This window comes from Tessaracoccus rhinocerotis, assembly GCF_007197885.1.
Lineage (GTDB): Bacteria > Actinomycetota > Actinomycetes > Propionibacteriales > Propionibacteriaceae > Arachnia > Arachnia rhinocerotis.
Window position 1 is genome coordinate 614796 of record NZ_VKKG01000001.1, and the last position, 24657, is coordinate 639452.

General features: G+C 70.2%; 25 protein-coding genes. 9 read left to right on the forward strand and 16 right to left on the reverse strand.

Annotated elements, in window-relative coordinates:
* The first annotated feature begins 6 nt into the window (after window positions 1–6).
* Genes FOJ82_RS02915 through FOJ82_RS02925 form a run of 3 tightly spaced genes read left to right on the forward strand, consistent with a single transcriptional unit; the run spans window position 7 to window position 2601 of the window.
* Window positions 7–801: an ABC transporter permease gene (locus tag FOJ82_RS02915; protein ID WP_143936934.1), complete on the forward strand. Its 795-nt coding sequence runs from the start codon at window positions 7–9 to the stop codon at window positions 799–801.
* A complete protein-coding gene (locus FOJ82_RS02920) occupies window positions 794–1618 on the forward strand; it encodes an ABC transporter permease (RefSeq protein WP_246099719.1) in 825 nt (274 codons plus the stop codon). Before FOJ82_RS02915 ends, FOJ82_RS02920 begins: the two co-directional genes overlap by 8 nt.
* Complete coding sequence (locus FOJ82_RS02925) at window positions 1615–2601, forward strand: ABC transporter ATP-binding protein (RefSeq protein WP_143936935.1); 987 nt, start codon at window positions 1615–1617, stop codon at window positions 2599–2601. Before FOJ82_RS02920 ends, FOJ82_RS02925 begins: the two co-directional genes overlap by 4 nt.
* 1 nt (window position 2602) lies before the next feature.
* Here the strand turns inward: FOJ82_RS02925 and tsaD are convergent, their stop codons facing one another.
* Genes tsaD through FOJ82_RS16615 form a run of 5 tightly spaced genes read right to left on the reverse strand, consistent with a single transcriptional unit; the run spans window position 2603 to window position 7962 of the window.
* The gene (gene tsaD / locus FOJ82_RS02930) at window positions 2603–3649 is read right to left on the reverse strand and encodes a tRNA (adenosine(37)-N6)-threonylcarbamoyltransferase complex transferase subunit TsaD (protein WP_143936936.1); all 1047 of its coding nucleotides are present in this window, start codon (window positions 3647–3649) and stop codon (window positions 2603–2605) included.
* A complete protein-coding gene (locus FOJ82_RS02935; protein WP_143936937.1) occupies window positions 3646–4149 on the reverse strand; it encodes a GNAT family N-acetyltransferase in 504 nt (167 codons plus the stop codon). Before FOJ82_RS02935 ends, tsaD begins: the two co-directional genes overlap by 4 nt.
* Window positions 4146–4790, reverse strand: a complete 645-nt coding sequence (gene tsaB, locus FOJ82_RS02940) for a tRNA (adenosine(37)-N6)-threonylcarbamoyltransferase complex dimerization subunit type 1 TsaB (protein WP_143936938.1) — start codon at window positions 4788–4790, stop codon at window positions 4146–4148. The genes FOJ82_RS02935 and tsaB overlap by 4 nt, the downstream gene beginning before the upstream one ends.
* The gene (gene tsaE, locus FOJ82_RS02945; RefSeq protein WP_143936939.1) at window positions 4787–5710 is read right to left on the reverse strand and encodes a tRNA (adenosine(37)-N6)-threonylcarbamoyltransferase complex ATPase subunit type 1 TsaE; all 924 of its coding nucleotides are present in this window, start codon (window positions 5708–5710) and stop codon (window positions 4787–4789) included. Before tsaE ends, tsaB begins: the two co-directional genes overlap by 4 nt.
* A 23-nt stretch (window positions 5711–5733) precedes the next feature.
* Complete coding sequence (locus FOJ82_RS16615) at window positions 5734–7962, reverse strand: DEAD/DEAH box helicase (protein ID WP_185975594.1); 2229 nt, start codon at window positions 7960–7962, stop codon at window positions 5734–5736.
* Window positions 7963–8313: 351 nt separating this feature from the next.
* Here FOJ82_RS16615 and FOJ82_RS02955 point away from each other — a divergent pair, with 351 nt between their 5' ends.
* Complete coding sequence (locus FOJ82_RS02955; protein ID WP_143936941.1) at window positions 8314–9450, forward strand: glycosyltransferase family 4 protein; 1137 nt, start codon at window positions 8314–8316, stop codon at window positions 9448–9450.
* A 7-nt stretch (window positions 9451–9457) separates the two neighbouring features.
* Here FOJ82_RS02955 and FOJ82_RS02960 read toward each other — a convergent pair whose 3' ends face one another.
* Both FOJ82_RS02960 and FOJ82_RS02965 read right to left on the reverse strand, forming a co-directional pair.
* A complete protein-coding gene (locus FOJ82_RS02960; protein WP_143936942.1) occupies window positions 9458–10435 on the reverse strand; it encodes a quinone oxidoreductase family protein in 978 nt (325 codons plus the stop codon).
* Between the two features lie 9 nt (window positions 10436–10444).
* Window positions 10445–11227, reverse strand: a complete 783-nt coding sequence (locus FOJ82_RS02965) for an ADP-dependent NAD(P)H-hydrate dehydratase (RefSeq protein WP_143936943.1) — start codon at window positions 11225–11227, stop codon at window positions 10445–10447.
* Window positions 11228–11290: 63 nt separating this feature from the next.
* Between FOJ82_RS02965 and FOJ82_RS02970 the strand changes: the two genes are divergently transcribed.
* On the forward strand, window positions 11291–12379 hold the full coding sequence (locus tag FOJ82_RS02970) for an S-(hydroxymethyl)mycothiol dehydrogenase (RefSeq protein WP_143936944.1): 1089 nt from the start codon (window positions 11291–11293) through the stop codon (window positions 12377–12379).
* Complete coding sequence (locus FOJ82_RS02975; protein WP_143936945.1) at window positions 12376–12996, forward strand: MBL fold metallo-hydrolase; 621 nt, start codon at window positions 12376–12378, stop codon at window positions 12994–12996. Before FOJ82_RS02970 ends, FOJ82_RS02975 begins: the two co-directional genes overlap by 4 nt.
* A 3-nt stretch (window positions 12997–12999) precedes the next feature.
* On the opposite strand, the gene FOJ82_RS02980 is transcribed toward FOJ82_RS02975, so the two are convergent.
* The gene (locus tag FOJ82_RS02980; RefSeq protein ID WP_143936946.1) at window positions 13000–13350 is read right to left on the reverse strand and encodes a holo-ACP synthase; all 351 of its coding nucleotides are present in this window, start codon (window positions 13348–13350) and stop codon (window positions 13000–13002) included.
* A 10-nt stretch (window positions 13351–13360) separates the two neighbouring features.
* Window positions 13361–15202, reverse strand: coding sequence for a glutamine--fructose-6-phosphate transaminase (isomerizing) (glmS, locus tag FOJ82_RS02985; RefSeq protein ID WP_143936947.1), 1842 nt, complete (start codon window positions 15200–15202; stop codon window positions 13361–13363).
* Window positions 15203–15321: 119 nt separating this feature from the next.
* On the opposite strand from glmS, the gene FOJ82_RS02990 reads away from it, so the two are divergent.
* On the forward strand, window positions 15322–16473 hold the full coding sequence (locus tag FOJ82_RS02990) for a DUF2207 family protein (RefSeq protein ID WP_185975595.1): 1152 nt from the start codon (window positions 15322–15324) through the stop codon (window positions 16471–16473).
* A 6-nt stretch (window positions 16474–16479) separates the two neighbouring features.
* On the opposite strand, the gene FOJ82_RS02995 is transcribed toward FOJ82_RS02990, so the two are convergent.
* Window positions 16480–17457 carry an NAD-dependent epimerase/dehydratase family protein gene (locus tag FOJ82_RS02995; protein ID WP_143936949.1) on the reverse strand — a complete coding sequence of 326 codons (978 nt, stop codon included), beginning with the start codon at window positions 17455–17457 and terminating at the stop codon, window positions 16480–16482.
* Between the two features lie 86 nt (window positions 17458–17543).
* On the opposite strand from FOJ82_RS02995, the gene coaA reads away from it, so the two are divergent.
* A complete protein-coding gene (gene coaA / locus FOJ82_RS03000; protein WP_143936950.1) occupies window positions 17544–18476 on the forward strand; it encodes a type I pantothenate kinase in 933 nt (310 codons plus the stop codon).
* 29 nt (window positions 18477–18505) lie between these two features.
* Complete coding sequence (locus FOJ82_RS03005; RefSeq protein ID WP_143936951.1) at window positions 18506–19651, forward strand: AI-2E family transporter; 1146 nt, start codon at window positions 18506–18508, stop codon at window positions 19649–19651.
* Between the two features lie 19 nt (window positions 19652–19670).
* Here FOJ82_RS03005 and glmM read toward each other — a convergent pair whose 3' ends face one another.
* The 6 genes from glmM to FOJ82_RS03035 all read right to left on the reverse strand — a co-directional run bounded on the left by glmM (window position 19671) and on the right by FOJ82_RS03035 (window position 24642).
* Window positions 19671–21023 (reverse strand): phosphoglucosamine mutase, encoded by a 1353-nt coding sequence (gene glmM, locus FOJ82_RS03010; protein WP_143936952.1) that lies wholly within the window; start codon window positions 21021–21023, stop codon window positions 19671–19673.
* A 123-nt stretch (window positions 21024–21146) separates the two neighbouring features.
* Window positions 21147–21680, reverse strand: a complete 534-nt coding sequence (gene rpsI / locus FOJ82_RS03015) for a 30S ribosomal protein S9 (protein ID WP_143936953.1) — start codon at window positions 21678–21680, stop codon at window positions 21147–21149.
* A gap of 15 nt (window positions 21681–21695) precedes the next feature.
* Window positions 21696–22139 (reverse strand): 50S ribosomal protein L13, encoded by a 444-nt coding sequence (gene rplM / locus FOJ82_RS03020; RefSeq protein ID WP_143936954.1) that lies wholly within the window; start codon window positions 22137–22139, stop codon window positions 21696–21698.
* A gap of 165 nt (window positions 22140–22304) precedes the next feature.
* A complete protein-coding gene (locus FOJ82_RS03025; protein ID WP_143936955.1) occupies window positions 22305–22997 on the reverse strand; it encodes a CE1759 family FMN reductase in 693 nt (230 codons plus the stop codon).
* On the reverse strand, window positions 22990–24147 hold the full coding sequence (locus FOJ82_RS03030) for an LLM class flavin-dependent oxidoreductase (protein WP_143936956.1): 1158 nt from the start codon (window positions 24145–24147) through the stop codon (window positions 22990–22992). The genes FOJ82_RS03025 and FOJ82_RS03030 overlap by 8 nt, the downstream gene beginning before the upstream one ends.
* A gap of 84 nt (window positions 24148–24231) precedes the next feature.
* Complete coding sequence (locus FOJ82_RS03035; protein ID WP_143936957.1) at window positions 24232–24642, reverse strand: YccF domain-containing protein; 411 nt, start codon at window positions 24640–24642, stop codon at window positions 24232–24234.
* Window positions 24643–24657: the final 15 nt, after the last annotated feature.

The window sequence follows — 24657 nt, forward strand, 5'->3', positions numbered from 1 at the left end:
CGGCCGGTGCTCGCCCACGGAAGGATCATCGCCGCCTCCTTCCGGCAGTACTCCACCTACCGGATGGCCACCGCCGCCGGAGTGTTCACGAACACTGTCTTCGGGTTCATCCGCGCCTCCATCATGTTCGCCGCCATCGCTGCGGCCGGCGGCGAGCTGGGCGGGTACACCGCGCTCCAGGCCGCCACCTACGTGTGGCTCGGACAGGCCCTGCTCGCGCCGGTGGAGGCGTTCGGGACCAGGGAGGTCTCGCAGCGCGTCCACCAGGGCGACGTCGCCGTCGACCTGCTGCGCCCCATCGGTTTCCTGTCCCTCTACTACGCGCAGAAGCTGGGCCGCGCCGGCTTCCTCGTACTGGGCCGCGGGATCCCGCCCCTGGTGGTCGGTGCCCTGGTCACGGGTCTGGCCCTGCCGGAGGATCCCCGTTCCTACCTCCTGGGTGCCGTGTCGGTGCTGCTGGCCATCACGGTCGCCTTCATGGCGGACATGATGCTCAACCTGGCCGCGTTCTGGGTGATCGAGACCCGCGGGCTCAGCGTCGTGTACCTCGCGGTGATGAACCTGCTCTCGGGGTTCCTGATCCCGATCGTCTGGTTCCCCGACTGGCTGCTCGGCATCGCCCGGGCCACGCCGTTCCCCTCGATGATCCAGACGCCGATCGACACCCTCTCGGGTCGGGTGCCGCCGGCAGAGGCGTTGCCGCTGGTGGGGACGCAGCTGGTCTGGGTCCTCGCACTGGCCTCAGGGGCCAGCCTGATGCTGCGCGCCGGGCAGCGCAGGTTGGAGGTGCAGGGTGGCTGAGTCCACGGACCGTCCGGTCTCGCTGCCGCGGATGGTGGCGACGCTGTACGGGTCGCGCATCCGCTCCCAGGCGAGCTTCCGCACCAGCTTCGTGGCCGACGTGCTGGGCCAGGTCCTGATCGTCGGCACCGAGTTCCTCGAGCTGTGGGTGATCCTCGCCCAGGTGGGGGTCCTCGGCGGCATGGACCTGACCCAGGTCGCCGTCGTCTACGGGCTGGGCGCGCTGGCCTTCGGTACCGCGGACCTGTTCTTCGGCGAGATCGACGGGCTGTCCAACCTCGTCCGCAGCGGGAAACTCGAGACCCTGCTGGTACGGCCCGTTCCCGTGCTGCTGCAGCTCTCCAGCCTCGACCTGTCCCTGCGCAGGATCGGGCCGATCGGGGTGGGTCTGGCCATGTACGTCACAGCGCTCAACCTGTCCGGCTTCGCGCCCGGTCCGGCGGAGCTGCTGCTCGCGGTCGTCGCGCCACTGGCGGGAGCGGCGGTGTTCGGCGCCCTGCTGACGATGGCGGGCGCCATGCAGTTCTGGCTCGTCGACGGCCGCGAGTTCGCCAACGCGTTCACCTATGGCGGAAACTACGTCGCCACCACCCCCGGCGCGGTGTTCTCGTTGCCGTTGCGCGCGTTCTTCACCTTCGTGATCCCGGCCACGCTCGTGGCCTACACCCCGACCCTCGCGCTCCTCGACCTGCCCGGCCCGGCGCTGCTGCCGCAGTGGTCAGGCTGGTTGGGGCTGCCCGCGGCCGCAGTCCTGTGGCTCGTGGCAGCGCTGCTGTGGCGCGCGGGGGTCCGCAGATACACAGGAGCAGGCGGATGAGCACACCAGAGGACGTCCCGGCGATCTCGTTGCAGGACCTGAGTCGTGAGTACGTGGTCCGCACCCGGCGGCCGGGCAGGCTCGGTCGCACCCGTGGAGTCGTGCGCGCCGTCGACGGCATCACCCTCGACGTCGCCGCTGGCGAGTCCGTCGGCTTCGTGGGCGCCAACGGTGCCGGCAAGTCCACCACCATCAAGATGATGACCGGCATCCTCCAGCCCACCGGCGGAGGTTTGCGCGTGCTCGGTCGCAGCCCCGTGCCGGAGCGTCGGCAACTGGCGCGCGAGGTGGGCGTGGTGTTCGGGCAGCGCTCGCAGCTGTGGTGGGACCTGCCGCTGCGGGACTCCTACGGGATCCTCGCGGCCATGCACAGGCTGACTCCCGCCCAGCACGAGTCGCGGCTGGCCCGCCTGGTGGTGGGGCTGGACCTCTCGGGCTTCCTCGACCGGCCGGTGCGCCAACTCTCGCTCGGACAGCGGATGCGCGGCGAGCTCGCCGCCGCCCTCCTGCACTCGCCCCGGCTTGTGATCCTCGACGAGCCGACGATCGGCCTGGACATGGTCTCGAAGGAAGGCCTGCGCCGCTTCCTGCGGCAGGACCGCGCCGAGCGGGGCACCACGTTGTTCCTGACCACCCATGACATGACCGACGTGGAGCGGCTCTGCGACCGGCTCGTCGTCGTGAACTCCGGCACCGTCGCCTACGACGGTGCGCTCGACGGGTTCCGCGAGGCACTCGGGGCTCCGCGGGAACTGGTGGTTGACCTGGCCGAACCCCGCCGGGAGATCTCTGTTCCCGACGGCGTCACCGTCATGGCCGTGGAGGCCGACGGCATCCGGCACCGCATCCAGTTCAACGGAGGCGAGCACAAGGTGCCAGCCCTGCTGGCCCACATCGGCGCCCAGGCCGAGATCGCGGACCTGACGCTGGGCGAGCCGGCGATCGAGGACCTGGTGCGGGAGATCTACGCCCGGGGGCGCTGAACTACCGGACGACGACCGTGGAGACCGGCAGGCTCGAGTGGCCGCCGAAGTCCATCGGCGACGGCGCCAGTCCGGCCCGGACCACCTCGGAGCCGACGGCGGCGATCATCGCGCCGTTGTCGGTGCACAGTCCGGGGCGGGGACGGCGAAGTTCGATGCCAACGGCGTTGGCACGCTCCTCCAGCAGGGTCCGGAGCCGCGAGTTCGCCGCCACTCCCCCACCCAGCAGGATGGTCCCGGTGCCGTGGTGCTGCGCCGCGTCGACGGCCTTGGACGTCAGCACATCGCACACCGCCTCCTGGAAGCTGGCCGCCACGTCCGCCACCGGCACGTCGAGTCCGTCGAGGCGGCGCTGTTCCACCCACCGGGCGACCGCGGTCTTGAGCCCGGAGAAGCTGAAGTCGAAGCGGTGCTCGACCAGGTCGTGGCGGGCGGTCAGGCCACGCGGGAAACGGATGGCCCTGGGGTCACCGTCGGCGGCGATCCGGTCTATCACGGGGCCGCCGGGGTAGCTCAGCCCGAGCAGGCGGGCCACCTTGTCGTAGGCCTCGCCCGCGGCGTCGTCGATCGTGGAGCCCACCTCGACGATGTCGGTCGCGATGTCTTCCACGTGCAGCAGCGAGGTGTGGCCGCCGGAGACGAGCAGAGCCGTGCTGGGCATGGGCAGCTCACCGTGGTCGAGCAGGTCCACCGCGACGTGGCCGACCAGGTGGTTGACGCCGTAGAGGGGCTTGTCCAGGTACGCGGCGAGGGCCTTGGCTGCGGAGATGCCCACCAGCAGCGCCCCCATCAGGCCCGGGCCGGCGGTGACGGCGACGGCGTCCACCTCGGCGAGGTCGACGTCGGCGGTCTCGGCCGCCCGCCGCAGGGTCGGAATGATGGCGGACAGGTGGGCCCGGCTCGCCACCTCGGGCACGACACCGCCGAAGCGGACGTGCAGGTCCACCGAGCTGGCCACCTCGTTGGCGAGCAGTTCCCGGCCGCGGACGATGCCGATGCCGGTCTCGTCGCAGGAGGACTCGATGCCGATGATCAAGGGCTCGCTCACTGGGCCACCTCCGTTCCCCAGGCGCCGACGGCGTCGAGATCCAGACCCGTCAGCACCAGTTCCATCACCAGTGCGTGCGCGCCGGCGGCGTAGTAGTCGCGGCGTTCCCCGATCACGAGGAAGCCGAGGTCGCTGTAGAACGCCACCGCAGCGGCGTTGTCGTGGCGTACCTCCAGCAGCAGCCTCGAGGCACCCGAGCCCTTCGCCCAGTGCAGGCCGGTCACCACCATCACCCGCGCGAAGCCACGACGACGGTGCTGTTCAGCCACCACCACCCGGTGCAGGTCGGCGGTGTCCCCGACCAGCTGGAACGTCGCGGCCCCGACGAGGTCGCAGGAGCGGCCGTCGAGGTCGCTCAGGTGTGCGGCCAGCACCAGCCTGTCGGCGGCGGCCAGTTCGTCGGACCAGAGCTGATCGTTCCAGCGCTCGCCCGCCGGGAAACCCGTCTCGAGCGCGACGATCCCGGGCAGGTCGTCGCGGGTCGCGGTCTCGATGTTCATCGCCTCACTCGCAGCCTCGGCAGGGTGGACTTCGGTGGCCCACCCACGGTGGCGTCGGCCGGGCGGAGGTAGTAGGGCTCGTCCCCGGCCGGGGGCAGCTCCCCCCAGCGGGCCGCCATCACGGACGGGTCGAGGACCGTCGGCCCCTCGGAGTCCCAGTCCAGGTCCGGACGGAACTTGTCCGGGACCGGACCACCAACGGGCAGCTCAGGCAGCTCGCCCGGCGCGGTGACCCGAGGTTCGCCGATGCGTCGGCCGGCCACGTAGCGCGCCCAGTACAGCTCGCTGCGGCGGGCGTCGGAGGCCACCACGAACTCGGCGGGTGCCGTCACGCCCCACTGCAGCGCGAGGACGTCGAGCGAGCAGACGCCGTGCGGCTGCCTGCCCGCGAGTTCGGCCAGCGTCCAGGCGGCCGCGACACCGACGCGCAGTCCGGTGAAGGGACCCGGTCCCATGCCGACGACGAACTCATCGACGTCGGTCAGCACCACGTGCCGCGCGCACAGTTCCTGCACGGCCGGGACCAGCGCCTCGGCGTGCGCCCGGGTGTCGGGCACCACCGTGAAGGCGACGGGCACGCCGTCGTGGGCGAGACCGACGGCCACGTGGAACGAGGTGTCGATCGCTAGGGTCCAGGTCATCGCAGCTCCCTGAGCGGTTCCAGGGCGTCGGCCCAGCGTGGTCCGACGCCGTCGAGCAGCACCGTGCGCACGTCGTCGCCCTCGCTGCGTTCGATGGTGATCTCGAGCCTGTCGTCGGCCAGCCACTCCGCCATGCCCTCGCCCCACTCCACCATGGTGACGGAGTCCGCGAGGGACTCGTCGAGGTCGATGTCGGCTAGTTCGGCGCCGCCGCCGAGGCGGTAGGCGTCGACGTGCACGAAGGACGGGCCGTCGGCGGTGGCCTCGTGGAAGCGGGAGATGATGAAAGTCGGCGAGGTGACCTGCCCGTCGACGTGCAGCCCCTCCCCGATGCCCTGGGCGAGTGTGGTCTTGCCGGCCCCGAGCCCGCCCGTGGCGATGATCACGTCGCCCTTGTGCAGCAGGGCCGCGATCCGCAGTCCGAGCCGGTGCATGTCCCGGGCGGTCGGGACGTCGATGAGGAGCGGCAGCGGACGCGCCAGGACGTAGCCGTCCTCAGCCTCGCGCACGACGCGGAAGCCGTGGCGCTGCCACCAGGCCAGCAGCTCGGGGAACTCGCGGCGGCTCAGCAGTTCGACGGTGCGGCAGCCGAGGTCGGAGGCCACGGACGCGGCGCCCTCGATCAGCTGGTGCGCATGCCCCGATCCGGAGTGCTCCGGCAGCACGCTGACCCGTCGGAACGTGGCGACGTCGCCGTCCACGCTGACCAGCAGGCAGGCGATCAGTTCCCCGTCGAGCTCCAGGCAGACACCGTGGCCGTCCCGGATCGCGGACTCGATGTCTGCAACGGTGTCGGACAGCGCCGCAGCCGGCGGATCCACCGGCCTCCGGGCCGCGAAGGCGGTCCGGATGACCTCGAACATTGCAGCGGCGTCCCCCGCGGCTGCGAGCCGGAGGGACGCCTCAGGAGAAGCATTCATAGGGAGACGATTCTACCCCTGCATCACCAGTTGTCGCGACGACGACCCTGCCCGCGGTAGCCACCGCTGCGACCGCCGCGGCTGCCGCCGAAGCCGCCGCGCTTGGGGCCACGACGCTGCTGCTGCTTGGGTGCGATGATCCGCTGGAAGTCGTCCTCGGCGATGGGCGTCTCGGAGACGGTGCGTGCGCCCGTCGCCTCGCGGAGTTCCACGCTGCCCGGCTGGACCTGGATGGGCGTGGCGCGCACACCGGCCTGGTCCGCGATCCGGCGGACCTGCTTGCGCTGGTGCGGCAGCACGACGCTGACGACGGCGCCGCTCTCACCTGCGCGGGCGGTGCGTCCGGCGCGGTGCAGGTAGTCCTTGGGGCCCATCGGCGGGTCAACCTGCAGCACGAGGGTGATGTCGTCGACGTGGATGCCGCGGGCGGCGACGTCGGTGGCCACCAGGACCTTGAGCTTGTCCTCCTTGTAGGCCTCGAGCACCCGGGCGCGGGCGCCCTGGGTGAGGCCACCGTGGAGGGCGCCGGCGAGCACGCCGGCCTCACGGAGCTGGCCGGCGATGCGGTCCGCGCCCATCTGGGTGCGGGCGAAGATCAGCGTCTTGGCCTCGCGGTTGGCGATCTCGGCGGTCACCAGGTTCTTGTGGTGCGGCGCCAGCTCGAGGAAGTGGTGCGTCATCGTCGTGACGGAGGCCTGGCCGGAGTCGACCTCGTGGGTGACGGGGTCGGACAGGTACTGGCGCACCAGACGGTCGACGGCGCGGTCCAGGGTGGCGGAGAACAGGAGTCGCTGGCTGCCCGCGGGGGTGGCGTCGAGGAGCGTGGAGACATCCGGCAGGAAGCCGAGGTCGCTCATGTGGTCGGCCTCGTCGAGGATGGTCACCTGGACCTGGGAGAGGTCCGCGGCACCCTGCTCGAGGAGGTCGATCAGGCGGCCGGGGGTGGCCACGACGATGTCCACGCCGCGCTCGAAGGCGCGGATCTGCGGACCGTAGGACATGCCACCGGCGATGAGCGTGAGGTCCAGCCCGACTGAGGCGGCCAGCGGGGACAGGTTGTCCGCGATCTGGAGCGCGAGCTCACGGGTGGGGGTCAGGATCAGCGCACGGGGCGAACCCACTGCTTCGCCCTGCGAGAGCCGGGTCAGCGTCGGCAGCCCGAAGGCGAGGGTCTTGCCGGAGCCGGTGCGGCCACGGCCGAGGACGTCGCGGCCGGCGATCGCGTCGGCGATCGTGGCGCTCTGGATCGGGAAGGGCTCCACGATCCCCTTCGACGCGAGGGTGGCGACGATGGGCAGCGCGACGCCGAGCTCGGCGAAGCCGGACTTCTCGTCGGCCTCGGAGACCTGGAGATCCTGCGCCTCGGCGGCCTGCCAGCTCATCTGGTCGGCCTCGGGGGCGCCGCCGTCGAAGTCACGGGGACCCGAGTCGCGCCAGGAGTTGTTGTGCTCGCGGTGGTGCTTGCGGGGGGCGTGGTCGTGGAAGTCGCGGGCGGGGCCACGACGGTCACGGCCCTCGCCGGAATCGGCGAAGTGGCGCTTGTTCGGACGGTCCGAGCGGTCGTCGTTCCACTTGTTGCGGGGACGCTCGTCACGGTTGTTGCTGGGCCCGCGGTCGTCCCGGTTCCAGGGACGACGCTCGTCGCGCCCACCGCGGTCGTCACGGTTGAACGGGCGGCGGTCGTCGCGGGCGGGACCGCGCTCGGCGCGGTCGTCACTCCACTTGTTGCGGGGGCGCTCGTCCCTGTTGAAGGGCCGACGGTCGTCGCGGTTGAAGGGCCGACGGTCGTCGCGGTTGAAGCCGCGGTCACCGCGCTCGTCGCGGTTGAAGCCGCGGTCGTCACGGTTGAACGGACGACGATCATCGCGGCCGGGACCGCGCTCGGCGCGGTCGTCGCGGCCGGTGGGGCGGCGGTCGTCGCGGTTGAAGCCGCGCTCACCACGATCGTCGCGGCTCCATGGGCGACGCTCGTCGCGCTTGGGACCGCGGTCATCGCGGAAGGTGCTGCGACGCTCGGGGTTGAATGAGCGCTCGCCGCGGTCGTCGCGGGTGAAGCTGCGCTCGCCGCGATCGTCGCGGGCGAAGGTGCGCTTGTCGCCGTCGCGGTTGAAACCGCGGGTCTCGCCGTCGCGGCTGTTCTGGCCACCGCGGGTGCGTGGGCCGTGGCCGCGGGCGGCGCGCTCAGTCGAGCTCCAGCGCTTCTTGGGGGTGCCGTCGGCCTTGTGTGACTTTGCAGCCTTCTTCTTGGGCATGGCCATGATGTATGGGTCCTTCGTGTTTCGAGGCGGGCCCAGCAACTGTTGCGCTGGGCGTGGCGCGTCTCGTCACATCACGAATATCAAACACAAGACGGCCGGTGGACGCGCCGCAGTGGGGCGCATCGCTTGGTGCTGGCTGGGGGCGGTTCAATGTCCGCGAGCCCCGGGAAGATCTCTGATACCGAAGCCAGGTCGGGATCCGTCGACCAGAGTGGCCGACCTGTCCACCTTACCCTGCCCCAGCCGATTCTCCCAAACCGGGTGCCACCCACTGCTCACGGACCGTTCACCCGCAGTTGGCCTTCCCTTCGCGGATCGGTCACCTGCGGGACTAGAATCGAAGATGTGCGAGTCGCAGTTGTGGCGGAGTCCTTCCTCCCGCAGGTCAATGGCGTGACCAATTCCGTCCTGCGGACGCTGGACCATCTCCGCGAGAACGGGCACGAGGCGATGGTGATCGCGCCCGCCGACGGGGACCGGACTCCCGGCCAATACCGCGGCTTCCCGGTCCACGTCATGAGCTCGATCGGCCTTCCCGGCTACGACATCGTCCGCGTGGTCACCACCCCGTCGTACTACCTCGAGAAGCTGCTGGCGGACTTCCGGCCCGACGTGGTGCACCTGGCCGCTCCGATCATCCTCGGCTACAAGGCGGCGACCGTGGCCGCGAAGTTGGGCATCCCGATGGTGGGCATCTACCAGACCGAGGTGCCCTCCTACGCGGCCCGGTACGGCTTTCCCCAGCTCGAGTCCCTGTTCTGGCACCACCTACGCCAGGTGCACTCGCTGGCCACCTTGAACTTCGCCCCGTCGACGTTCGCACGGGACCAGTTGCTGGCCCACGACATCCCTCGGGTCGGGGTCTGGGCCCGCGGGGTGGATTCGGTCCGGTTCAGCCCGCTGAAGCGCTCGGAGGAACTGCGTCGGCGGCTGGCCCCCGAGGGCCAGCGGTTGATCGGCTACATGGGACGACTCGCCAGCGAGAAGCAGGTGGCGGACCTCGCGGTGCTGTGCGACGTCCCCAACACGCGGCTGGTGGTCATCGGGGAGGGGCCGGAGCGGCGGCGGCTCGAGCAGTTGCTGCCCGGCGCGAGGTTCACGGGCCAGCTCTCGGGTGAGGAGCAGGCAGCCACGCTCGCGTCGCTGGACCTGTTCGTCCACACGGGCGAGCTGGAGACCTTCTGCCAGTCGATCCAGGAGGCCAAGGCCTCGGGTTTGCCGGTGGTCGCGCCGCGCCGTGGTGGGCCGATCGACCTGGTGGACCAGTCCCGCACCGGCTGGCTCTACCGGCCCGGTGACCTGGCGGCCCTGCGCGGACACGTCGTCGACCTGATCGGCGACGACGCCAAGCGGCGCGCGTTCGGCGTCGCCGCGCGCCACTCGACCCTCGACCGGACCTGGACGAACCTCTGCTCGGAGTTGGTGGACCACTACCGGGAGGCCACCCGCCTGTCCGTGCGGCGCCGCGTGGGCGTCGTCTGAGCCCCGCTCAGGGGATGAGGACCAGCTTCCCGGTGGTCCGTCGTCCCTCCAGCGCGTCGTACGCCTCGGCGGCCCGCGCGAATGGGAAGCGACCGCCGATGGACAGTTCCACAGCCCCGGTACGGATCCACTCGAACAGCTCCGCGGAGCGGGAGAGGAACTCGTCGCGCTCCTCCACGTAGTGCGCCAGAGAGGGGCGCGTCACGTACACCGACCCGGCCGAGTTGAGGCGCTGCAGGTCGAACGGCGGCACCTGCCCGCTGGCGCCGCCGAACAGCACCAGCATCCCGCGCCTGCGCAGCGAGGCCAGGGACGCGTCGAAGGTGTCCTTCCCGACGCCGTCGTAGGCGACGTGGACGCCGCCGCCGGCGGCCTCACGGATCGCCGCGGCGAGGTCGCCGACCTCCCGGTAGTTGATGGTGTGCCGCGCTCCCCTGCCGCGGGCGATCGCGAGCTTCTCCTCGCTGCCGGCCGTCGCGACGACGATGCCCCCACGGTTGCGGATCATCTGCACCAGCAACTGCCCCACCCCGCCGGCCGCGGCGTGCACCAGCGCCACGTCGCCCTCGCGCACCGGGTAGGTGGAGGTGACCAGGTAGTGGGCGGTCAGGCCCTGCAGCATCGCGGCCGCCGCGTCGACGAGGTCCACCCCGTCCGGGACGGGGACCACTTTCGCGGCCGGCACGTTCACGAGCGTGGCCTGGCTGGAGCCGGACTGGCCCCACGCCACCCGGTCCCCCACGGCGACGTCTTCGACGCCCGCGCCCACCGCCACCACGGTGCCCGAGCCCTCGTTGCCGAGGACGAACGGCGTCGGCGTCGGGTAGACGCCCTGCCGCACGTAGACGTCGTAGAAGTTCACGCCCGCGGCCGCGAGCTCGACCTGGACCTCACCGGGGGCGGGTTCGGGAACCTCGCGCTCCAGGACCTCCAGGACCGAGGTGTCCCCGGGCTCGGTGACGACTACCGCGCGTGCTGTACTCATGGTCCCACCCTACGACTGGGGAAACAGCCTTCCCAGGACGTCCGCGAATCCCTCGGCCAGCCGGTCGGGCGGGTGCGGACCCGGGAACGCGACGGCTGCCATCGCCTGAAGCGACGCCGCGAGCAGGCCCGCGCGCTCAGCCCCCACCCCGGCGGCGAGCAACGCGCCGCACGCGCCGGCGAGGACGTCGCCGGAGCCTGCCTGGGCGGTCCACGAGGGGCCGCCGACCGCCGTGCTGACGGCCCCCTCGGGGGTGCAGACGTACTGGGTGGGTCCCTTCAACAGCACGGTCGCCCCGTAGTGCTCGGCTGCCTCCCGCGCATGCTCAGCCGGCTCGGCCTCCACCCGCCTGCGCTCGGTCCCCAGGAGCCGGGCGAGTTCCCCGGCGTGTGGGGTCAGCAGGCAGTCGGCCGGCAGCTCGTCGGGCAGCAGCCCCAGTGCATCCGCGTCGACCACGAGGGGGACGCCGCGCTCGAGCGCGGCGTCCATGCGTGCCTGTGCGGCTCCCTCGCCCCACCCCGAGCCGAGAACCATCGCCTGCACCCGCCCGTCGGCCGTCACGACGCTCGGGAACCGCAGGAGCACCAGCCGCGCCGGAGCCTCCCCGAGGTAGCGGACCATGCCCGCGCCCGCGTGCAGGGCACCCGCGCAGCCGAGGAGGGCAGCGCCCGGGTACTGCTGCGAACCGGTGTCCAGACCGACGACGCCGCGGCTGTACTTGTCGCTGTCCACGCGCGGGACCGGCCACCAGCGTTCGACGTCTTCCGGGGTTGTCGACGTGATCTCGTCCATGGCCCCAGTCAACCACCGCCGGTGGCTATGGTGGGTCCAACCGGCGATGAGGAGGAAGCTGCGATGATGCACAGGGTCAGGGGTGTCGTGGTCCACGGCAAGGGCGAACCGGTCTCGGTGGAGACGATCCTGGTGCCCGATCCCGGGCCGGGCGAGGCGCTGGTGGACATCCTGACCTGCGGGGTCTGCCACACGGACCTCGCCTACCAGCAGGGCGGCATCAACGACGAGTACCCGTTCCTGCTCGGCCACGAGGCCACCGGTGTGGTGGCCGCCGTCGGTGACGACGTGACGGAGGTGGCCGTCGGGGACAGGGTGATCCTGAACTGGCGGGCCGTGTGCGGCCAGTGCCGCGCCTGCCGCCGCGGCGAGCCCCAGTACTGCTTCGACACCCACAACGCCACCCAGAAGATGACGCTCGAGGACGGGACCGTCCTCAGCCCCGCGCTCGGGATCGGCGCGTTCGCAGAGAAGACCCTCGTGGCCGCGGGACAGTGCACGCGGGTCAGCGAGGCCGCGGACCCCGCCGCGGTGGGGCTGCTCGGCTGCGGCGTCATGGCGGGAATCGGGGCTGCCATGAACACCGGCGGGGTGCAGCACGGCGACTCAGTGGCCGTCATCGGCTGCGGTGGGGTGGGCACGGCGGCCGTCGCAGGAGCGAGGCTGGCCGGGGCCACCACGATCATCGCCGTCGACATCGACGACGACAAGCTGGCCAGGACCCGAAACTTCGGGGCCACCCACACGATCAACTCGCGCAACCAGGACCCGGTGGCGGCCATCCGGGAGCTGACCGGCGGCAACGGCGCCGACGTCGTGATCGAGGCGGTCGGAAGACCCGAGACGTACGAACAGGCCTTCTACGCACGGGACCTGGCGGGGGTCGTGGTGCTGGTGGGGGTACCGACCCCGGACATGAAAATAGAGCTGCCCTTGCTGGAGGTGTTCGGCCGCGGGGGTGCCCTCAAGTCCTCCTGGTACGGCGACTGCCTCCCCTCGCGCGACTTCCCCATGTTGGTGCAGCACTACCTCAACGGGAACCTGGACCTCGACGGCTTCGTCACCGAGCGGATCGGCATCGACGACGTCGAGGCCGCGTTCGAGAAGATGCACACCGGCAACGTCCTGCGTTCGGTGGTGGAGATCTCATGAGGATCCAGAACGCGGTCACCTCCGGCACCTTCTCACTCGACGGCGGCACCTGGGAGGTGGACAACAACGTCTGGGTGGTGGGCGACGACCACGAGTGCGTCATCATCGACGCACCGCACGACCCGGGGCCGATCCTCGAGGTGGTCGGGGACCGCACGGTCCTGGGCATCCTGCTGACCCACGCCCACGACGACCACATCGGGGCCGCCCTCGCACTCCGGGATGCCACCGACGCACCCGTGCACCTCAACGCGGCCGACCGGATGCTGTGGGACCGGGTGCACGACGAGGCCCCGGACGCCGAGGTGGCCGACGGAGACCGCTTCACGGTGGCCGGCGCCGACCTCCTGGCGCTGCACACCCCGGGGCACTCCCCCGGCTCGACCAGCTACCTGCTGGCGGCCGAGTCGACCGTGTTCACCGGGGACACCCTGTTCAAGGGTGGTCCGGGCGCGACGGGGCGCTCGTTCAGCGACTTCCCGACGATCATCTCCTCGATCAGGGAGAAGCTCCTCACGCTGCCGCCGGAGACGGTGGTGCGCACCGGCCATGGCGACTCGACCACGATCGGCGACGAGGCCCCCCACCTCGAGGAGTGGATCTCCCGCGGGCACTGATCCTCAGGCCTCGCAGACCACCATCGCGGTCGCGAACCCGCCATCATGGGAGATCGACAGGTGCAGCCGCTCGATCCCCAGTTCCGCCACGCGGGCAGCGACGGTCCCCGAGACCACGAAGCTCGGAACCCCGTGATCGGACTTGACCACCTCGCAGTCGAGCCAGCGCATGCCGCCGGGCGACTGCAGTGCCTTGGCCAGCGCCTCCTTGGCCGCGAAGCGCGCGGCCTGGGACTGGATGGACAGCTGGCGCTCCGATGGTGTCAGCAGTCGCTCCCGCAGGCCCGGGCGACGCTCCAGCATGGCCTGGAAACGCTCCACCACGCACAGGTCAGTGCCGACGCCCACGATCATGCGTCGCAGCCTATTCGACGGTGACGGACTTCGCGAGGTTGCGGGGCTGGTCCACGTCGTGGCCCTTCAGGGTGGCCAGTTCGCAGGCGAACAACTGCAGCGGCAGGATCGCCAGCAGCGGCTGGACGAGGGTCGAGACCTTCGGGAGGGGGATGAACACCTCGGCGTGCGCGCGCGCCTGGTCGTCGTCGGCGTCTCCGAGCACGATGGTCTTCGCACCGCGTGCCCGCACCTCGGCGATGTTGGAGATCACCTTGTCGCGCAGCTGGTCGCGCCCGCGCGGGGGGACCACCACGAAGATCGGCAGGTCCTGGGAGACGAGCGCGATGGGACCGTGCTTGAGCTCACCGGCGGCGAAGCCCTCGGCGTGGATGTAGGCGAGCTCCTTGAGCTTCAGGGCACCCTCGAGGGCCACCGGGTAGCCGACGTGGCGACCCAGGAACAGCACCGAGGTGGCGTCCTTGAGCTGCTCGGCCAGCTCCAGCACGCCCTGTCGCTCGTCGAGGAGTTGCTGCAGTGCGGCGGGCATGCGCTCCAGCTCGGCGAGCAGCGCAGCGATCTCGTCGCCGTACTTCATCCCGCGCACCTGCGCGAGGTAGAGGCCGAGGAGGTAGCAGGCCACCAGCTGGGTGGTGAAACCCTTCGTGGAGGCGACGCCGATCTCGGGTCCGGCGTGGGTGTAGATGACTGCGTCGGACTCGCGCGGGATGGTGGCGCCGTTGGTGTTGCAGATCGCGATCACCTTCGCCTGCTGCTCGCGGGCGTGGCGGATCGCCATCAGGGTGTCGGCGGTCTCCCCCGACTGGGAGATCGTGACCACCAGGGTCATCGGGTCGATGATCGGGTCGCGGTAGCGGAACTCGCTGGCCAGCTCCACCTCGCAGGGGATCCGCGTCCAGTGCTCGATGGCGTACTTGGCGACCAGGCCGGCGTAGAAGGCGGTGCCGCAGGCGACGATGACGATCTTATTCACGCGGCGCAGCAGCTCGGGGCTCATCCGGAGCTCGTCGAGCACCAGCTCGCCACGCTCGTTCAGCCGGCCGAGCAGCGTGTCGGCCACGGCCTTCGGCTGCTCGAAGATCTCCTTGCGCATGAACCAGTCGAAGCCCTGCTTCTGCGCGGCCTCGAGGTCCCAGTCCACACGGAACTCGGTGGTCTCGGCGGGGCCGCCGTCGAAGTCGGTGACGTTGACGCCGTCCCGGGTGAGCTCCACGATCTGGTCCTGGCCCAGCTCGATGGCGTCGCGGGTGTGTTCGATGAACGCGGCGACGTCGGAGGCGAGGAAGTACTCGCCCTCGCCGACGCCCACCACCAGCGGGGAGTTCCGGCGGGCCGCGACGATGCGGTCGGGGTCCTGCGCGTCGACGGCCACCAGCGTGAAGGCACCGTCGAGACGGGCCACCGCCCGGCGCATGGCCTCGACCAGGTCCGCGCCCGCCTTGACCTCGTTCGCGATCAGGTGGGCGGCGACCTCGGAGTCGGTCTCGGAGGTGAAGATGGCGCCGGCGGCCTCGAGTTCCGTCCGCAGCGGGGCGTGGTTCTCGATGATGCCGTTGTGCACGATCGCAACCCGCTCCTCCGCGACGTGCGGGTGGGAGTTCGCGTCGGTGGGCGCGCCGTGGGTGGCCCAGCGGGTGTGCCCGATGGCGGTGCCGGTACGCGGCACCGGGTTCTGCTCGATCTCGGCGGCGAGATTGGCGATCTTGCCCTGCTTCTTGCGCCACTCCAGCCGGCCGTCGCCGGCGAGCGCTATGCCCGCCGAGTCGTAGCCCCGGTACTCCAACCGGCGCAGGCCGGCGAGCACGATTTCAAGTCCGTCACGGTCACCCAGGTACCCAACAATTCCACACACGCGGACAACCGTACAGCACCGATGAGCGATTCTTGACATTCGCGCGCCGGGCGCTCGTGCGCTGTCGCCACGGGTCGGCGGCCGTCCCCGTGACCGGCCGCGCGGCTAGCCTACAAGGCGTGCCCGATCCATTCGAAGTCATCGCCTTCCTCCTGATCGCAGCGGTTCCGGTACTTGTCGGCCTGTTGATCGCGGGCATCGCCCGCGCGGTCGCGAACCGGCTGCCGGCCTCCCCCGTCGTGGAGTTCCTCCCGCCGCAGGAGGGCAGCATCTTCGAGCACGCTCTGGCGGTCCGGGCGGACCGACGCGTGCTCACGGCGGCGCTCATCGAACTCGCCGTGCAGGGCAAGGCGCGAGTGCTCACCACCGACGGCCGGCGCGGGCCGGTGGCCGTGCAGGTGAGACCCGGCGCAGCGCTCACTGGGGAGCAGCGCGAGTTCCTGCGGGCCTTCCGGCCATCGCACATGGGGCCGCGCCAGGAACGCCGCTACCTGAGGGCACTGGGCGATCTCGGGATCGAGTCCGCGAGCCTCGCGGAGGCGCCGGAGGTCTTCTTCGTCCGGGGGCACGGCACCTTCCGCCGTCACAGGCGCCGCCACCTGAGTGAGTTCCTGGACAACACCCGCAGGCGTATGACCTCCGACGGCTACACCCGCCGCAACCCCATTTCGGTGCACCTGGTTCTGCTCTCGCTGCTGTTCCTGGCAGTTCTCGTGGTGGGCCTGGTGCTGCTGCTCGGGGCGGTGGTGGACGGATCCTGGCTGGGCGCCGTGGCCGTGGTGGCCGAGGTGGCCCTGGTGTTCTGGGTCCTGACGATCGCACCCGGGCCGCTGCTGCGGTTCACCGACCGAGGCAGAGAGCTGCGCCGCCACCTGGCGGGCCTGCGCTCCTACATGGAGTTGGCCGAGCAGGAACGGCTCCGCGTGCTCCAGTCACCGGAGGGCGCCCTGCGCACTCCCGCGGGGGCGCTGACCGTGGGCGGGCAGGTGCTGGGGCTGGAGGCGCAGCCGGTGGCGGGCGACCCGGTGGCCCAGTCCAGGCTCGACCGGTTCGTGCTGACCGAGAAGCTGCTGCCCTATGCCGTGCTCTTCCGGCAGGAGAAGCAGTGGAGCAAGGAGTTCGAGCGGCTGGGTGGCGGCGTGAACGTCTCACAGCACATGCGCATGCTGGGGACGACCTTCGAGACCACCGTCGCGGTGGTGCAGGCGATCGCCATCGTCATCGAGGTCATCCGCCTCGTCGGTGGCCTGCTCTCGCTGTTCCGCAACTGAACGGGCTCACTGGCCCTCGGCCAGGAACAGCTCAGCGGTCTCGGTGATGGAGTCGTCGGTGTTGCGGGGCCGCCAGTCGAGTTCCCGGCGCGCCCGCGAACTGTCGTGCACCACTTCCGTCTCGGAGCCGATCGGTGGCCGATCCTGCTTTGGCGCCAACCAACCCACGACGGTGGCCCTCCATCCGGACAGCTCGGTGGTGGGAACGTTTCTGGCCCGCTCCCCCAGCCGGTCGCGAAGGACCCGCGCGATCTCGATCATCCAGTAGAACTCTCCCGGCAGCAGGTACCGCCCCGACGCCCTTGGGTTCACCAGGGCCGAGACGTGCGCGTGCGCCACGTCACGGACGTCCACCACCTCCACGCCCCGCCTCGGGACGTCGCCGGCGCGGCCGTGGATCAGGTCACCGACGACCCAGAGCCGGTCCAGGCCGCCCTCGCCCACCGGCGAGCCGACCATGTGCCCGGGCAGCAGCGTGACCAGGTCGACACCGAGCCGCTCAGCAGCCTCGACGGCGGCCCGCTCCACCGCCGCGGCGATCGCGCCGTCGCCGTCGGTGTCGGTCGGATCGGTCCAGACGGACTCGTCGGAGCTGGTGGACCCGTCGGCCGGTCTCGCGGCGCCGATGGTGGAGGTGAGCACGACGCGCTGCACCCCTGCGGCCCGCGCCGCCTCCAGCACCCGCAGGGCCACCCGCTGGTTGACCCCGGACTCCGACTCACGGGCGGCCACGTGGCCGGTGTGGAGCACGTAGGTCGCCCCCCTGGCGGCATCGGCCCAGCCGGCGTCGGCCAGCGGGTCCAGCACGACGGTCTCCAGCTTCCCCGCAACCCCGACCCTCGCCGAGACGGCTCCCAGGATCTCGGGGACCGCAGCCACCGACGGCGCCACGGCCCGCACCCGCAGGCCCCGGCGGATGGCCTCGACGATGCACCACTGCGCCAGGTACCCGACGCCATCAGTGACCAGAACCAGTGCCGACATGCCGCAAAGCTAGCGCAGTGCGTTGTGGGCGCGGGGCCGCTGTTAGGCTTTGGCCCCAAACCAATGACATCGCGAAAGGGTGGACGGTGGCTCGTCCCTACGTACTGCTGCGCAGAAGGGCCTGGGCGGCATTGGCCGACAACACCCAGATCGCCCTCGACGAAGGGACACTCGAGCGACTGCGCGGCCTCGGTGACCCGACCTCGCGCGACGACGTGCGGGAGATCTACCGGCCGCTGACCCAGTTGCTGCACCTCTACATGGCCAACACCGGCAACCTCGTCAAGGACAGCAACCGGTTCCTCAACCTCAAGGTGCGCCGGACCCCGTTCGTGATCGGCGTCGCGGGCTCGGTGGCGGTCGGCAAGTCGACCACCTCTCGCGTGCTCCAGGAACTGTTGCGCCGCGCCCCCGGCCATCCGAAGGTCGACCTCGTCACCACCGACGGCTTCCTCCACCCGAACGAGGAACTGATCCGGCGCGGGCTGCTGGAGCGCAAGGGCTTCCCCGAGTCCTACAACCGGCGAGCGCTGCTGAAGTTCGTCACGGACGTGAAGTCCGGCGTGCCGTCCGTGAGCGCCCCGGTCTACAGCCACATGGTCTACGACATCGTCCCGGACGAGCACATCGTCGTCGAGAGCCCGGACATCCTGATCGTCGAGGGCCTCAACGTCCTCCAGCCGGCCAGGGTCGACTCCGAGGGCCGCGCCGGGGTGGCCGTGAGCGACTTCTTCGACTTCACCGTCTTCGTCGACGCGGCCGAGGCCGACATCAAGACCTGGTTCCTGGACCGGTTCATGCAGCTGCGAGCCACCGCCTTTCGCGACGAGCGCAGCTTCTTCCGTCGCCTCACCGAGATCTCCGACGAGGAGGCCGTGGCGCGGGGCAGCCACATCTGGGAGTCCATCAACGGGCCGAACCTGCGCCAGAACATCGCCCCCACCCGGGAGCGCGCAACCGCGGTGCTGCGCAAGGGTGCCGACCACAGCGTCGAGACGATCGCGATTCGCAAGCTGTAGGACCCGCCCCTGTCCCTAGACTGCCGACCATGGCAGACGAACCCGAGCTCGTGCCCGCGGACCAGCAAGTCACCGCCCCCGTCCGACGACGGCCCCGCAAGCTGGTGGCTGCCAGCCTGAGCAATCCGTTCGCCTGGGGGTTCCTGGCGACCTTCGGCGGCCTGGTGGCGATCTGGCTGGGCGGCGCCCTGTCGTCCCTGGCCACGGTTCTGATCTCGGTGGGAGTGGCGCTGTTCATCGCCATGGCGCTCGACCCGCTGGTGCGATGGTTGGAGCGCCACAGGCTGAGCCGCGGCCTGGCTATCGGCGTCGTGTTCCTGCTGTTCGCGATCGTAGTGGCGGCCCTCCTTGCCCTCGTCATCCCGACCGCCGTGATCCAGATCACCGAGTTCGCGAAGTCGTTCCCGAGGTACCTGACCGACATCCAGGACACCGCGTGGTTCCAGCGGATCGTGGAGACCACGGGCCAGGAGGAGGTCTACGAGGGGATCATCTCCAGTGTCCGGGACTGGATCTCCAACCCGGCCAACATCCTCGCGATCGGCGGCGGCGCCCTGGCCGTCGGATCGGGCCTGGTCAACGGGGTTTCCGGCACCCTGATCGTGCTGGTCCTGACGCTGTACTTCCTCGCCTCGCTGAACACCTTCAAGGGGGCGATCGTGCGCACCGCACCGGCGTACGGCCGGCCACAGGTTGCCCGCCTCACCGAGCAACTCACCTCGTCGGTGGGCAGCTACGTCTCGGGCATGGCGATCCTGGCGTTCTGCAACGCGGTGTTCACGCTGGTCCTGATGACGAAGCTGGGCGTGCCCTTCGCTCCCCTGCTGGCCGTCCTGGCGCTGTTCATCACGATGATCCCGATGATCGGTTCGGTGGCGTTCTGGGTGATCGCCTCCGTGGTCTCCCTGCTCACCATCGGCTGGCTCGGCCTGGTCTTCGTCGGGGTCTACTTCGCCTACATGCAGGTCGAGGCCTACGTGATGACGCCGCGCGCGATGTCCAAGGCGGTCTCCATCCCCGGCTCCCTGGTGCTGATCGGAGCCATGGTGGGCGGCACCCTGCTCGGCCTGCTCGGCGCGCTGGTCGCCGTGCCCGTGACGGCCTCGATCCTCACGATCTACAAGGAGGTGTTCCTGCCCCGGCAGGACGCCAAGCTGGTCCCGGACGACGACTGAGGCCGCCGGGAGTGCCGGGTCAGCGCCCCAACCGGACTCGAACCTTGTCGGAGAGCCGGTCGGCGATCTCCCGCGCCTGCTCAACGGTCGGCGCCTCGACCATGACGCGCACGAGGGGCTCGGTGCCCGAGGGGCGCAGCAGGACGCGGCCGGACGAGCCGAGCTCCTCCGCGGCCGCGGCGACGGCGCCAGTCACCTCCGTGTCGATGCCGGCGCGCAGCTTGTCCACGTTCCCGACGTTGACCACCACCTGCGGAAGCACCTCCATCACGGATGCGAGTTCCTTGAGGGTCTTGCCCGTCTGGGCCATCCGGGCGGCCAGGTGCAGGCCGGTGAGGACCCCGTCGCCGGTGTTGGCGAACTCGCTGAGGATCACGTGTCCCGACTGCTCGCCGCCGAGCGCGAAGCCGTTGGCGTTCATGGACTCCAGCACGTAGCGGTCGCCCACCTTGGTGCGGTCCACCTTGATGCCGTGGGCCGCCATGGCGTTGGTGAGGCCGAGGTTGCTCATCACGGTGGCCACGACGGTGTCCGCGTGCAGTTTGTGGTTCTCGGCGAGTTCGAGCGCGAGGATCGCGAGGATCTGGTCCCCGTCCACGACGTTGCCCTCGTGGTCGACGGCCAGGCAGCGGTCGGCGTCGCCGTCGAGGCCGATCCCGAGGTCGGCGCCGGTCTCACGCACCTTCTCCCGCAGGGATCCGAGGTGCGTGGAGCCGCAGTTGTCGTTGATGTTCAGGCCGTCCGGCTCGGCGTGGATGGCGACCACGTCGGCGCCCTGTGCCGCGAACGCGCTCGGCCCGGTCATCGCGGCCGCCCCGTTGGCGCAGTCGACGACCACCTTGATCCCGTGCAGCGAGCCCTCGTTCCCGAGGGACCCCACGAGGTGTGCCACGTAGGCCTCCACCATGCCGTAGTCGGCCCGGATGCGGCCGACGTCGGCCCCGGTGGGACGGTTCCACTCCTCGCCCATCCGCTTCTCGATCGCGTCCTCGAGGAAGTCGTCGAGCTTCACCCCGCCCTTGGAGAAGAACTTGATGCCGTTGTCGGGCATGGCGTTGTGCGAGGCCGAGATCATGACGCCGAGGTCCGCGTCCATCTCGTTGACGAGGTGCGCGACGGCCGGCGTGGGCAACACCCCGAGGCGGACGACGTCGATCCCTGCGGAGGCGAGACCTGCGACGACGGCGGCCTCAAGGAACTCCCCGCTGGCGCGCGGGTCGCGGCCCACCAGGGCGGTGGCACGGCGGCCGTTGAAGACACCGGCCTCCCCCAGGATGTGGGCTGCCGCGACCGACAGGTCGAGGGCCAGTTCTGCAGTGAGTTCGACGTTGGCCCTGCCACGAACGCCGTCGGTTCCGAAGAGTCTTTCCATGCGCGCCACTCTAGTGGCGCACACTGGGATTGAGCGATTTCACCCACCGTGGGGCAATGCAACAGTCCCCGCCGGCTGGGCCGACGGGGACTGGAGCGGAAGTTGCTGCAGAGCAGCGCTGGATCAGCGCTTGCTGTACTGGGGCGCCTTGCGGGCCTTCTTGAGTCCGGCCTTCTTGCGCTCCTTGATGCGGGCGTCGCGGGACAGCATGCCGGCCTTCTTCAGGGCGGGGCGGCTGGCCTCGGCGTCCACGGCGTTGAGCGCACGGGCCACGCCCAGACGCAGGGCGCCGGCCTGGCCGGTGATGCCGCCGCCGTCGATGCGGGCGATGACGTCGTAGGCGTCCACCACGCCGGCGGTGGCGAACGGGTCGCTCACGAGCTGCTGGTGCACCTTGTTCGGGAAGTAGTCGTCCAGGGTGCGGCCGTTGATGGTCCACTTGCCGGAGCCCGGGGTGATCCGGACGCGGGCGACGGCCTCCTTGCGGCGGCCGGTGGCGGCACCGGGGGCGACGACTGCCTGGCGGGCGGACTCGCCGGAGGCGGTGGCCGGGTTCGAGTCGGAGCGGTAGGCGATCTCGCGATCCTGCTCGTCCGTGAACGGCTTGATCTCGTCGCCGACGGTCTCTTCGACTTCAGCGGTCTGGGTCTCAGTCATTTGTCAGTCCTCGGCTCACTGTGCGATCTGGGTGATCTCGAAGGGCTGCGGCTTCTGCGCAGCGTGCGGGTGCTCCGGGCCGGAGTAGACCTTGAGCTTGCTGATCAGCTGGCGGCTCAGCTTGTTCTTGGGGAGCATGCCCCAGACAGCCTTCTCGACGGCCTTGCGCGGGTCCTTGGCGAGCAGGTCGCCGATGGAGATCGACTTCAGGCCTCCGGGGGTACCGGTGTGGCTGTAGCGGAGCGAGTCCTCGCGCTTGTTGCCGGAAAGGGCGATCTTGGAAGCGTTGACGACGACGACGAAGTCACCGCCATCGACGTGGGGTGCGAACGTCGGCTTGTGCTTGCCGCGCAGCAGCGTGGCCACCTGGGTGGCGAGACGGCCAAGGATGACGTCTTCAGCATCAATCACATGCCAGTTCCGGGCGATCTCGCCTGGCTTTGGGGTGTACGTGGACACGGACGCAGACCAACTTCCATACGTTGTCAACAAAATGTGGTGATTGCGCAGCGGGCTGACCCGGTGAATCCACCAGGAGCCGACACGGCGCGCAACAGCTACCGATCTTACGTCCGATCGCCCTCGTCGTCAAAACGGGGCGACCGGAGGCCGCCGGGCGACGGCTCAGGAACCCGGGCCCCGGAGGAGGTTCTTGAACGAGACCACCTCGAGGGGTTTGGGCTCCCCCCGGGAACGCCGTGGCCGCGGCTTGAGCCGGGCCACGACGGAGGCGAAGTCCTCGCCGGCATCGAGGATACGCGACTGCAACGGGCTGGTGCGGCTGGACTCGGCCGCCCCCACCACCTCACCCCAGTCGTCGGAGGCCGCGAAGACGGCCGTCGGGATGGTCTTGGCCTTCAGGTACCCGAACAGCGGACGCATGGCGTTGTCGATCATCAGGGAGTGTCGTGACGTGCCGCCGGTGGCCCCGAGCAGGACGGGGACGTTCACGATTCCCTGGTCGTCGACGAGATCCCAGAAGGACTTGAACAGACCCGAGTAGGTGGCCTTGAACGTCGGGGCGGTGGTGATGATCCCGTCGGCCTGCTCGACCTGGTCGATGGCATCGGCCAGCGCCGGGGAGTTGTTGTGCGTGACCAGTGCGTCGGAGATGGCGGTGGCCAGCTCGCGCAGCTCGATGACGTGCACCTCGGGGACGATCCCCTCCTGCGACAGCGCCGCGGTGGCGGCCTCGGTCAGCCGGTCCGCGAGCAGCCTCGTCGAGGACGGGTCCCCCAGACCGCCCGCGACGACGGCGATGTGGCGCGCCTCGGGCGTGAACGGGTCCGTGTTCACCGGGGCGAAGCCGTCACTCACCGCGACCCTCGCTCTCCTGCTCGTCGATCCACGCCTGCGAGCCCTCCCGACCGCCGGGCACCGGCTGCTCGCCACGACGGCGGCGCTCCACGAGCCACTCGTGCGTTGGCGCCTCGGGGACGTCGTCGGGCTTGAGCGCCGCGAACTCCCTGCGGAGCACGGGCAGCACCTCGGAGCCGAAGAGGTCGAGCTGCTCGAGCACCTTCTTCAGGGGCAGGCCGGCATGGTCGATGAGGAACATCTGCCGCTGGTAGTCGCCAACCCAGTCACGGAACGTCAGCGTGCGCTCGATGACCTGCTGCGGGGAGCCGACCGTGAGCGGGGTCATGCGGCTGAAGTCCTCCAGGGAGGGGCCGTGGCCGTAGACGGGCGCGTTGTCGAAGTACGGGCGGAACTCGCGCACCGCGTCCTGGGAGTTCCTGGCCATGTAGGCCTGACCGCCCAGCGCCACGAACGCCTGGTGACGCTGGCCGTGGCCGTAGTACTCGTAGCGCTGGCGGTAGAGGCTCACCATCTGCTTGACGTGCTCGAAGTTCCAGAAGATGTTGTTGTGGAAGAAGCCGTCGCCGTAGTAGGCGGCCTGCTCCGCGATTTCGGGCGAACGGATCGAACCGTGCCACACGAACGGGGCGACGCCGTCGAGGGGCTGCGGGGTGACCGTGAAGCCCTGCAGGGGCGTGCGGAACTGTCCGCGCCAGTCCACGGCGTCCTCGTTCCACAGCCGGTACAGCAGGTGGTAGTTCTCGACGGCCAGCGGGATGCCCTGGCGGATGTCCTTGCCGAACCACGGATACACCGGGCCGGTGTTGCCGCGCCCCATCGTGAGGTCCAGGCGGCCGCCCGCGAGGTGCTGCAGGTAGGAGTAGTCCTCCGCGATCCGGACGGGATCGGTGGTGGTGATCAGCGTCGTGGCGGTGGAGAGCTGCAGCTTCTCGGTCTGTGCGGCGAGGTAGCTGAGCAGCACCGGCGGGCTCGCGGGCGCCACGAACGGCGGGTTGTGGTGCTGGCCGGTGGCGAAGACCTCGAAGCCCACCTCCTCGGCGTGCCGGGCGATCGCGATCGTGTTGCGGATGCGCTCGTTCTCGGTTGGGGTGGTGCCGTCGGTGGGGTCCTGGGTGATGTCCCCGATGGTGAAGACTCCGAACTGCATGGTGCTCCTGCCGTATCTCGTATCGTTGTTGAAAGTTAAACTATCATGTCCAACGCACGTTCCGCAGGTTTGTTCCCCGTCGGTTCAGATCGAGTGCAGGGGGCGCTGGCCTGGGTGCAGCGACCCGCGGTCCACGATCCGCTTGCCGAAGGGGAAGCACGTGACGGGGATCATCTTCAGGTTCACCACGGCGTCCAGGATCCCGATGACGGTCAGCGACTGCGCGATGGCAGTGGCGACATGGGCCAGCGCCAGCCACCAACCCGCGACGAGGAACCAGATCACGTTGCCGATACCGGACACCACACCAGCGTCAGGACGCTGCACGACGGCCTTGCCGAAGGGCCACAGGACGTAGCGCGCCATCCGGAAGGAGGCGATGCCGAACGGGATCGTGATGATGAACACGCAGGCGATGATGCCTGCGAGGAAGTAGAGCGCGGCGAGCCAGATACCGCCGAACATCAACCAGATGACGTTTAGAATGGTGCGCATGGGACTCCCTGCCTT

Coding starts and splice junctions, on each gene's coding strand:
- FOJ82_RS02925 (WP_143936935.1), top strand. CDS start 1,615: ATGAGCACACCAGAGGACGTCCCGGCGATCTCGTTGCAGGACCTGAGT.
- FOJ82_RS02935 (WP_143936937.1), bottom strand. CDS start 4,149: ATGAACATCGAGACCGCGACCCGCGACGACCTGCCCGGGATCGTCGCG.
- tsaB (WP_143936938.1), bottom strand. CDS start 4,790: ATGACCTGGACCCTAGCGATCGACACCTCGTTCCACGTGGCCGTCGGT.
- tsaE (WP_143936939.1), bottom strand. CDS start 5,710: ATGAATGCTTCTCCTGAGGCGTCCCTCCGGCTCGCAGCCGCGGGGGAC.
- FOJ82_RS16615 (WP_185975594.1), bottom strand. CDS start 7,962: ATGCCCAAGAAGAAGGCTGCAAAGTCACACAAGGCCGACGGCACCCCC.
- FOJ82_RS02960 (WP_143936942.1), bottom strand. CDS start 10,435: ATGAGTACAGCACGCGCGGTAGTCGTCACCGAGCCCGGGGACACCTCG.
- FOJ82_RS02965 (WP_143936943.1), bottom strand. CDS start 11,227: ATGGACGAGATCACGTCGACAACCCCGGAAGACGTCGAACGCTGGTGG.
- FOJ82_RS02970 (WP_143936944.1), top strand. CDS start 11,291: ATGATGCACAGGGTCAGGGGTGTCGTGGTCCACGGCAAGGGCGAACCG.
- FOJ82_RS02975 (WP_143936945.1), top strand. CDS start 12,376: ATGAGGATCCAGAACGCGGTCACCTCCGGCACCTTCTCACTCGACGGC.
- FOJ82_RS02980 (WP_143936946.1), bottom strand. CDS start 13,350: ATGATCGTGGGCGTCGGCACTGACCTGTGCGTGGTGGAGCGTTTCCAG.
- FOJ82_RS02995 (WP_143936949.1), bottom strand. CDS start 17,457: ATGTCGGCACTGGTTCTGGTCACTGATGGCGTCGGGTACCTGGCGCAG.
- FOJ82_RS03005 (WP_143936951.1), top strand. CDS start 18,506: ATGGCAGACGAACCCGAGCTCGTGCCCGCGGACCAGCAAGTCACCGCC.
- glmM (WP_143936952.1), bottom strand. CDS start 21,023: ATGGAAAGACTCTTCGGAACCGACGGCGTTCGTGGCAGGGCCAACGTC.
- rpsI (WP_143936953.1), bottom strand. CDS start 21,680: ATGACTGAGACCCAGACCGCTGAAGTCGAAGAGACCGTCGGCGACGAG.
- FOJ82_RS03030 (WP_143936956.1), bottom strand. CDS start 24,147: ATGCAGTTCGGAGTCTTCACCATCGGGGACATCACCCAGGACCCCACC.
- FOJ82_RS03035 (WP_143936957.1), bottom strand. CDS start 24,642: ATGCGCACCATTCTAAACGTCATCTGGTTGATGTTCGGCGGTATCTGG.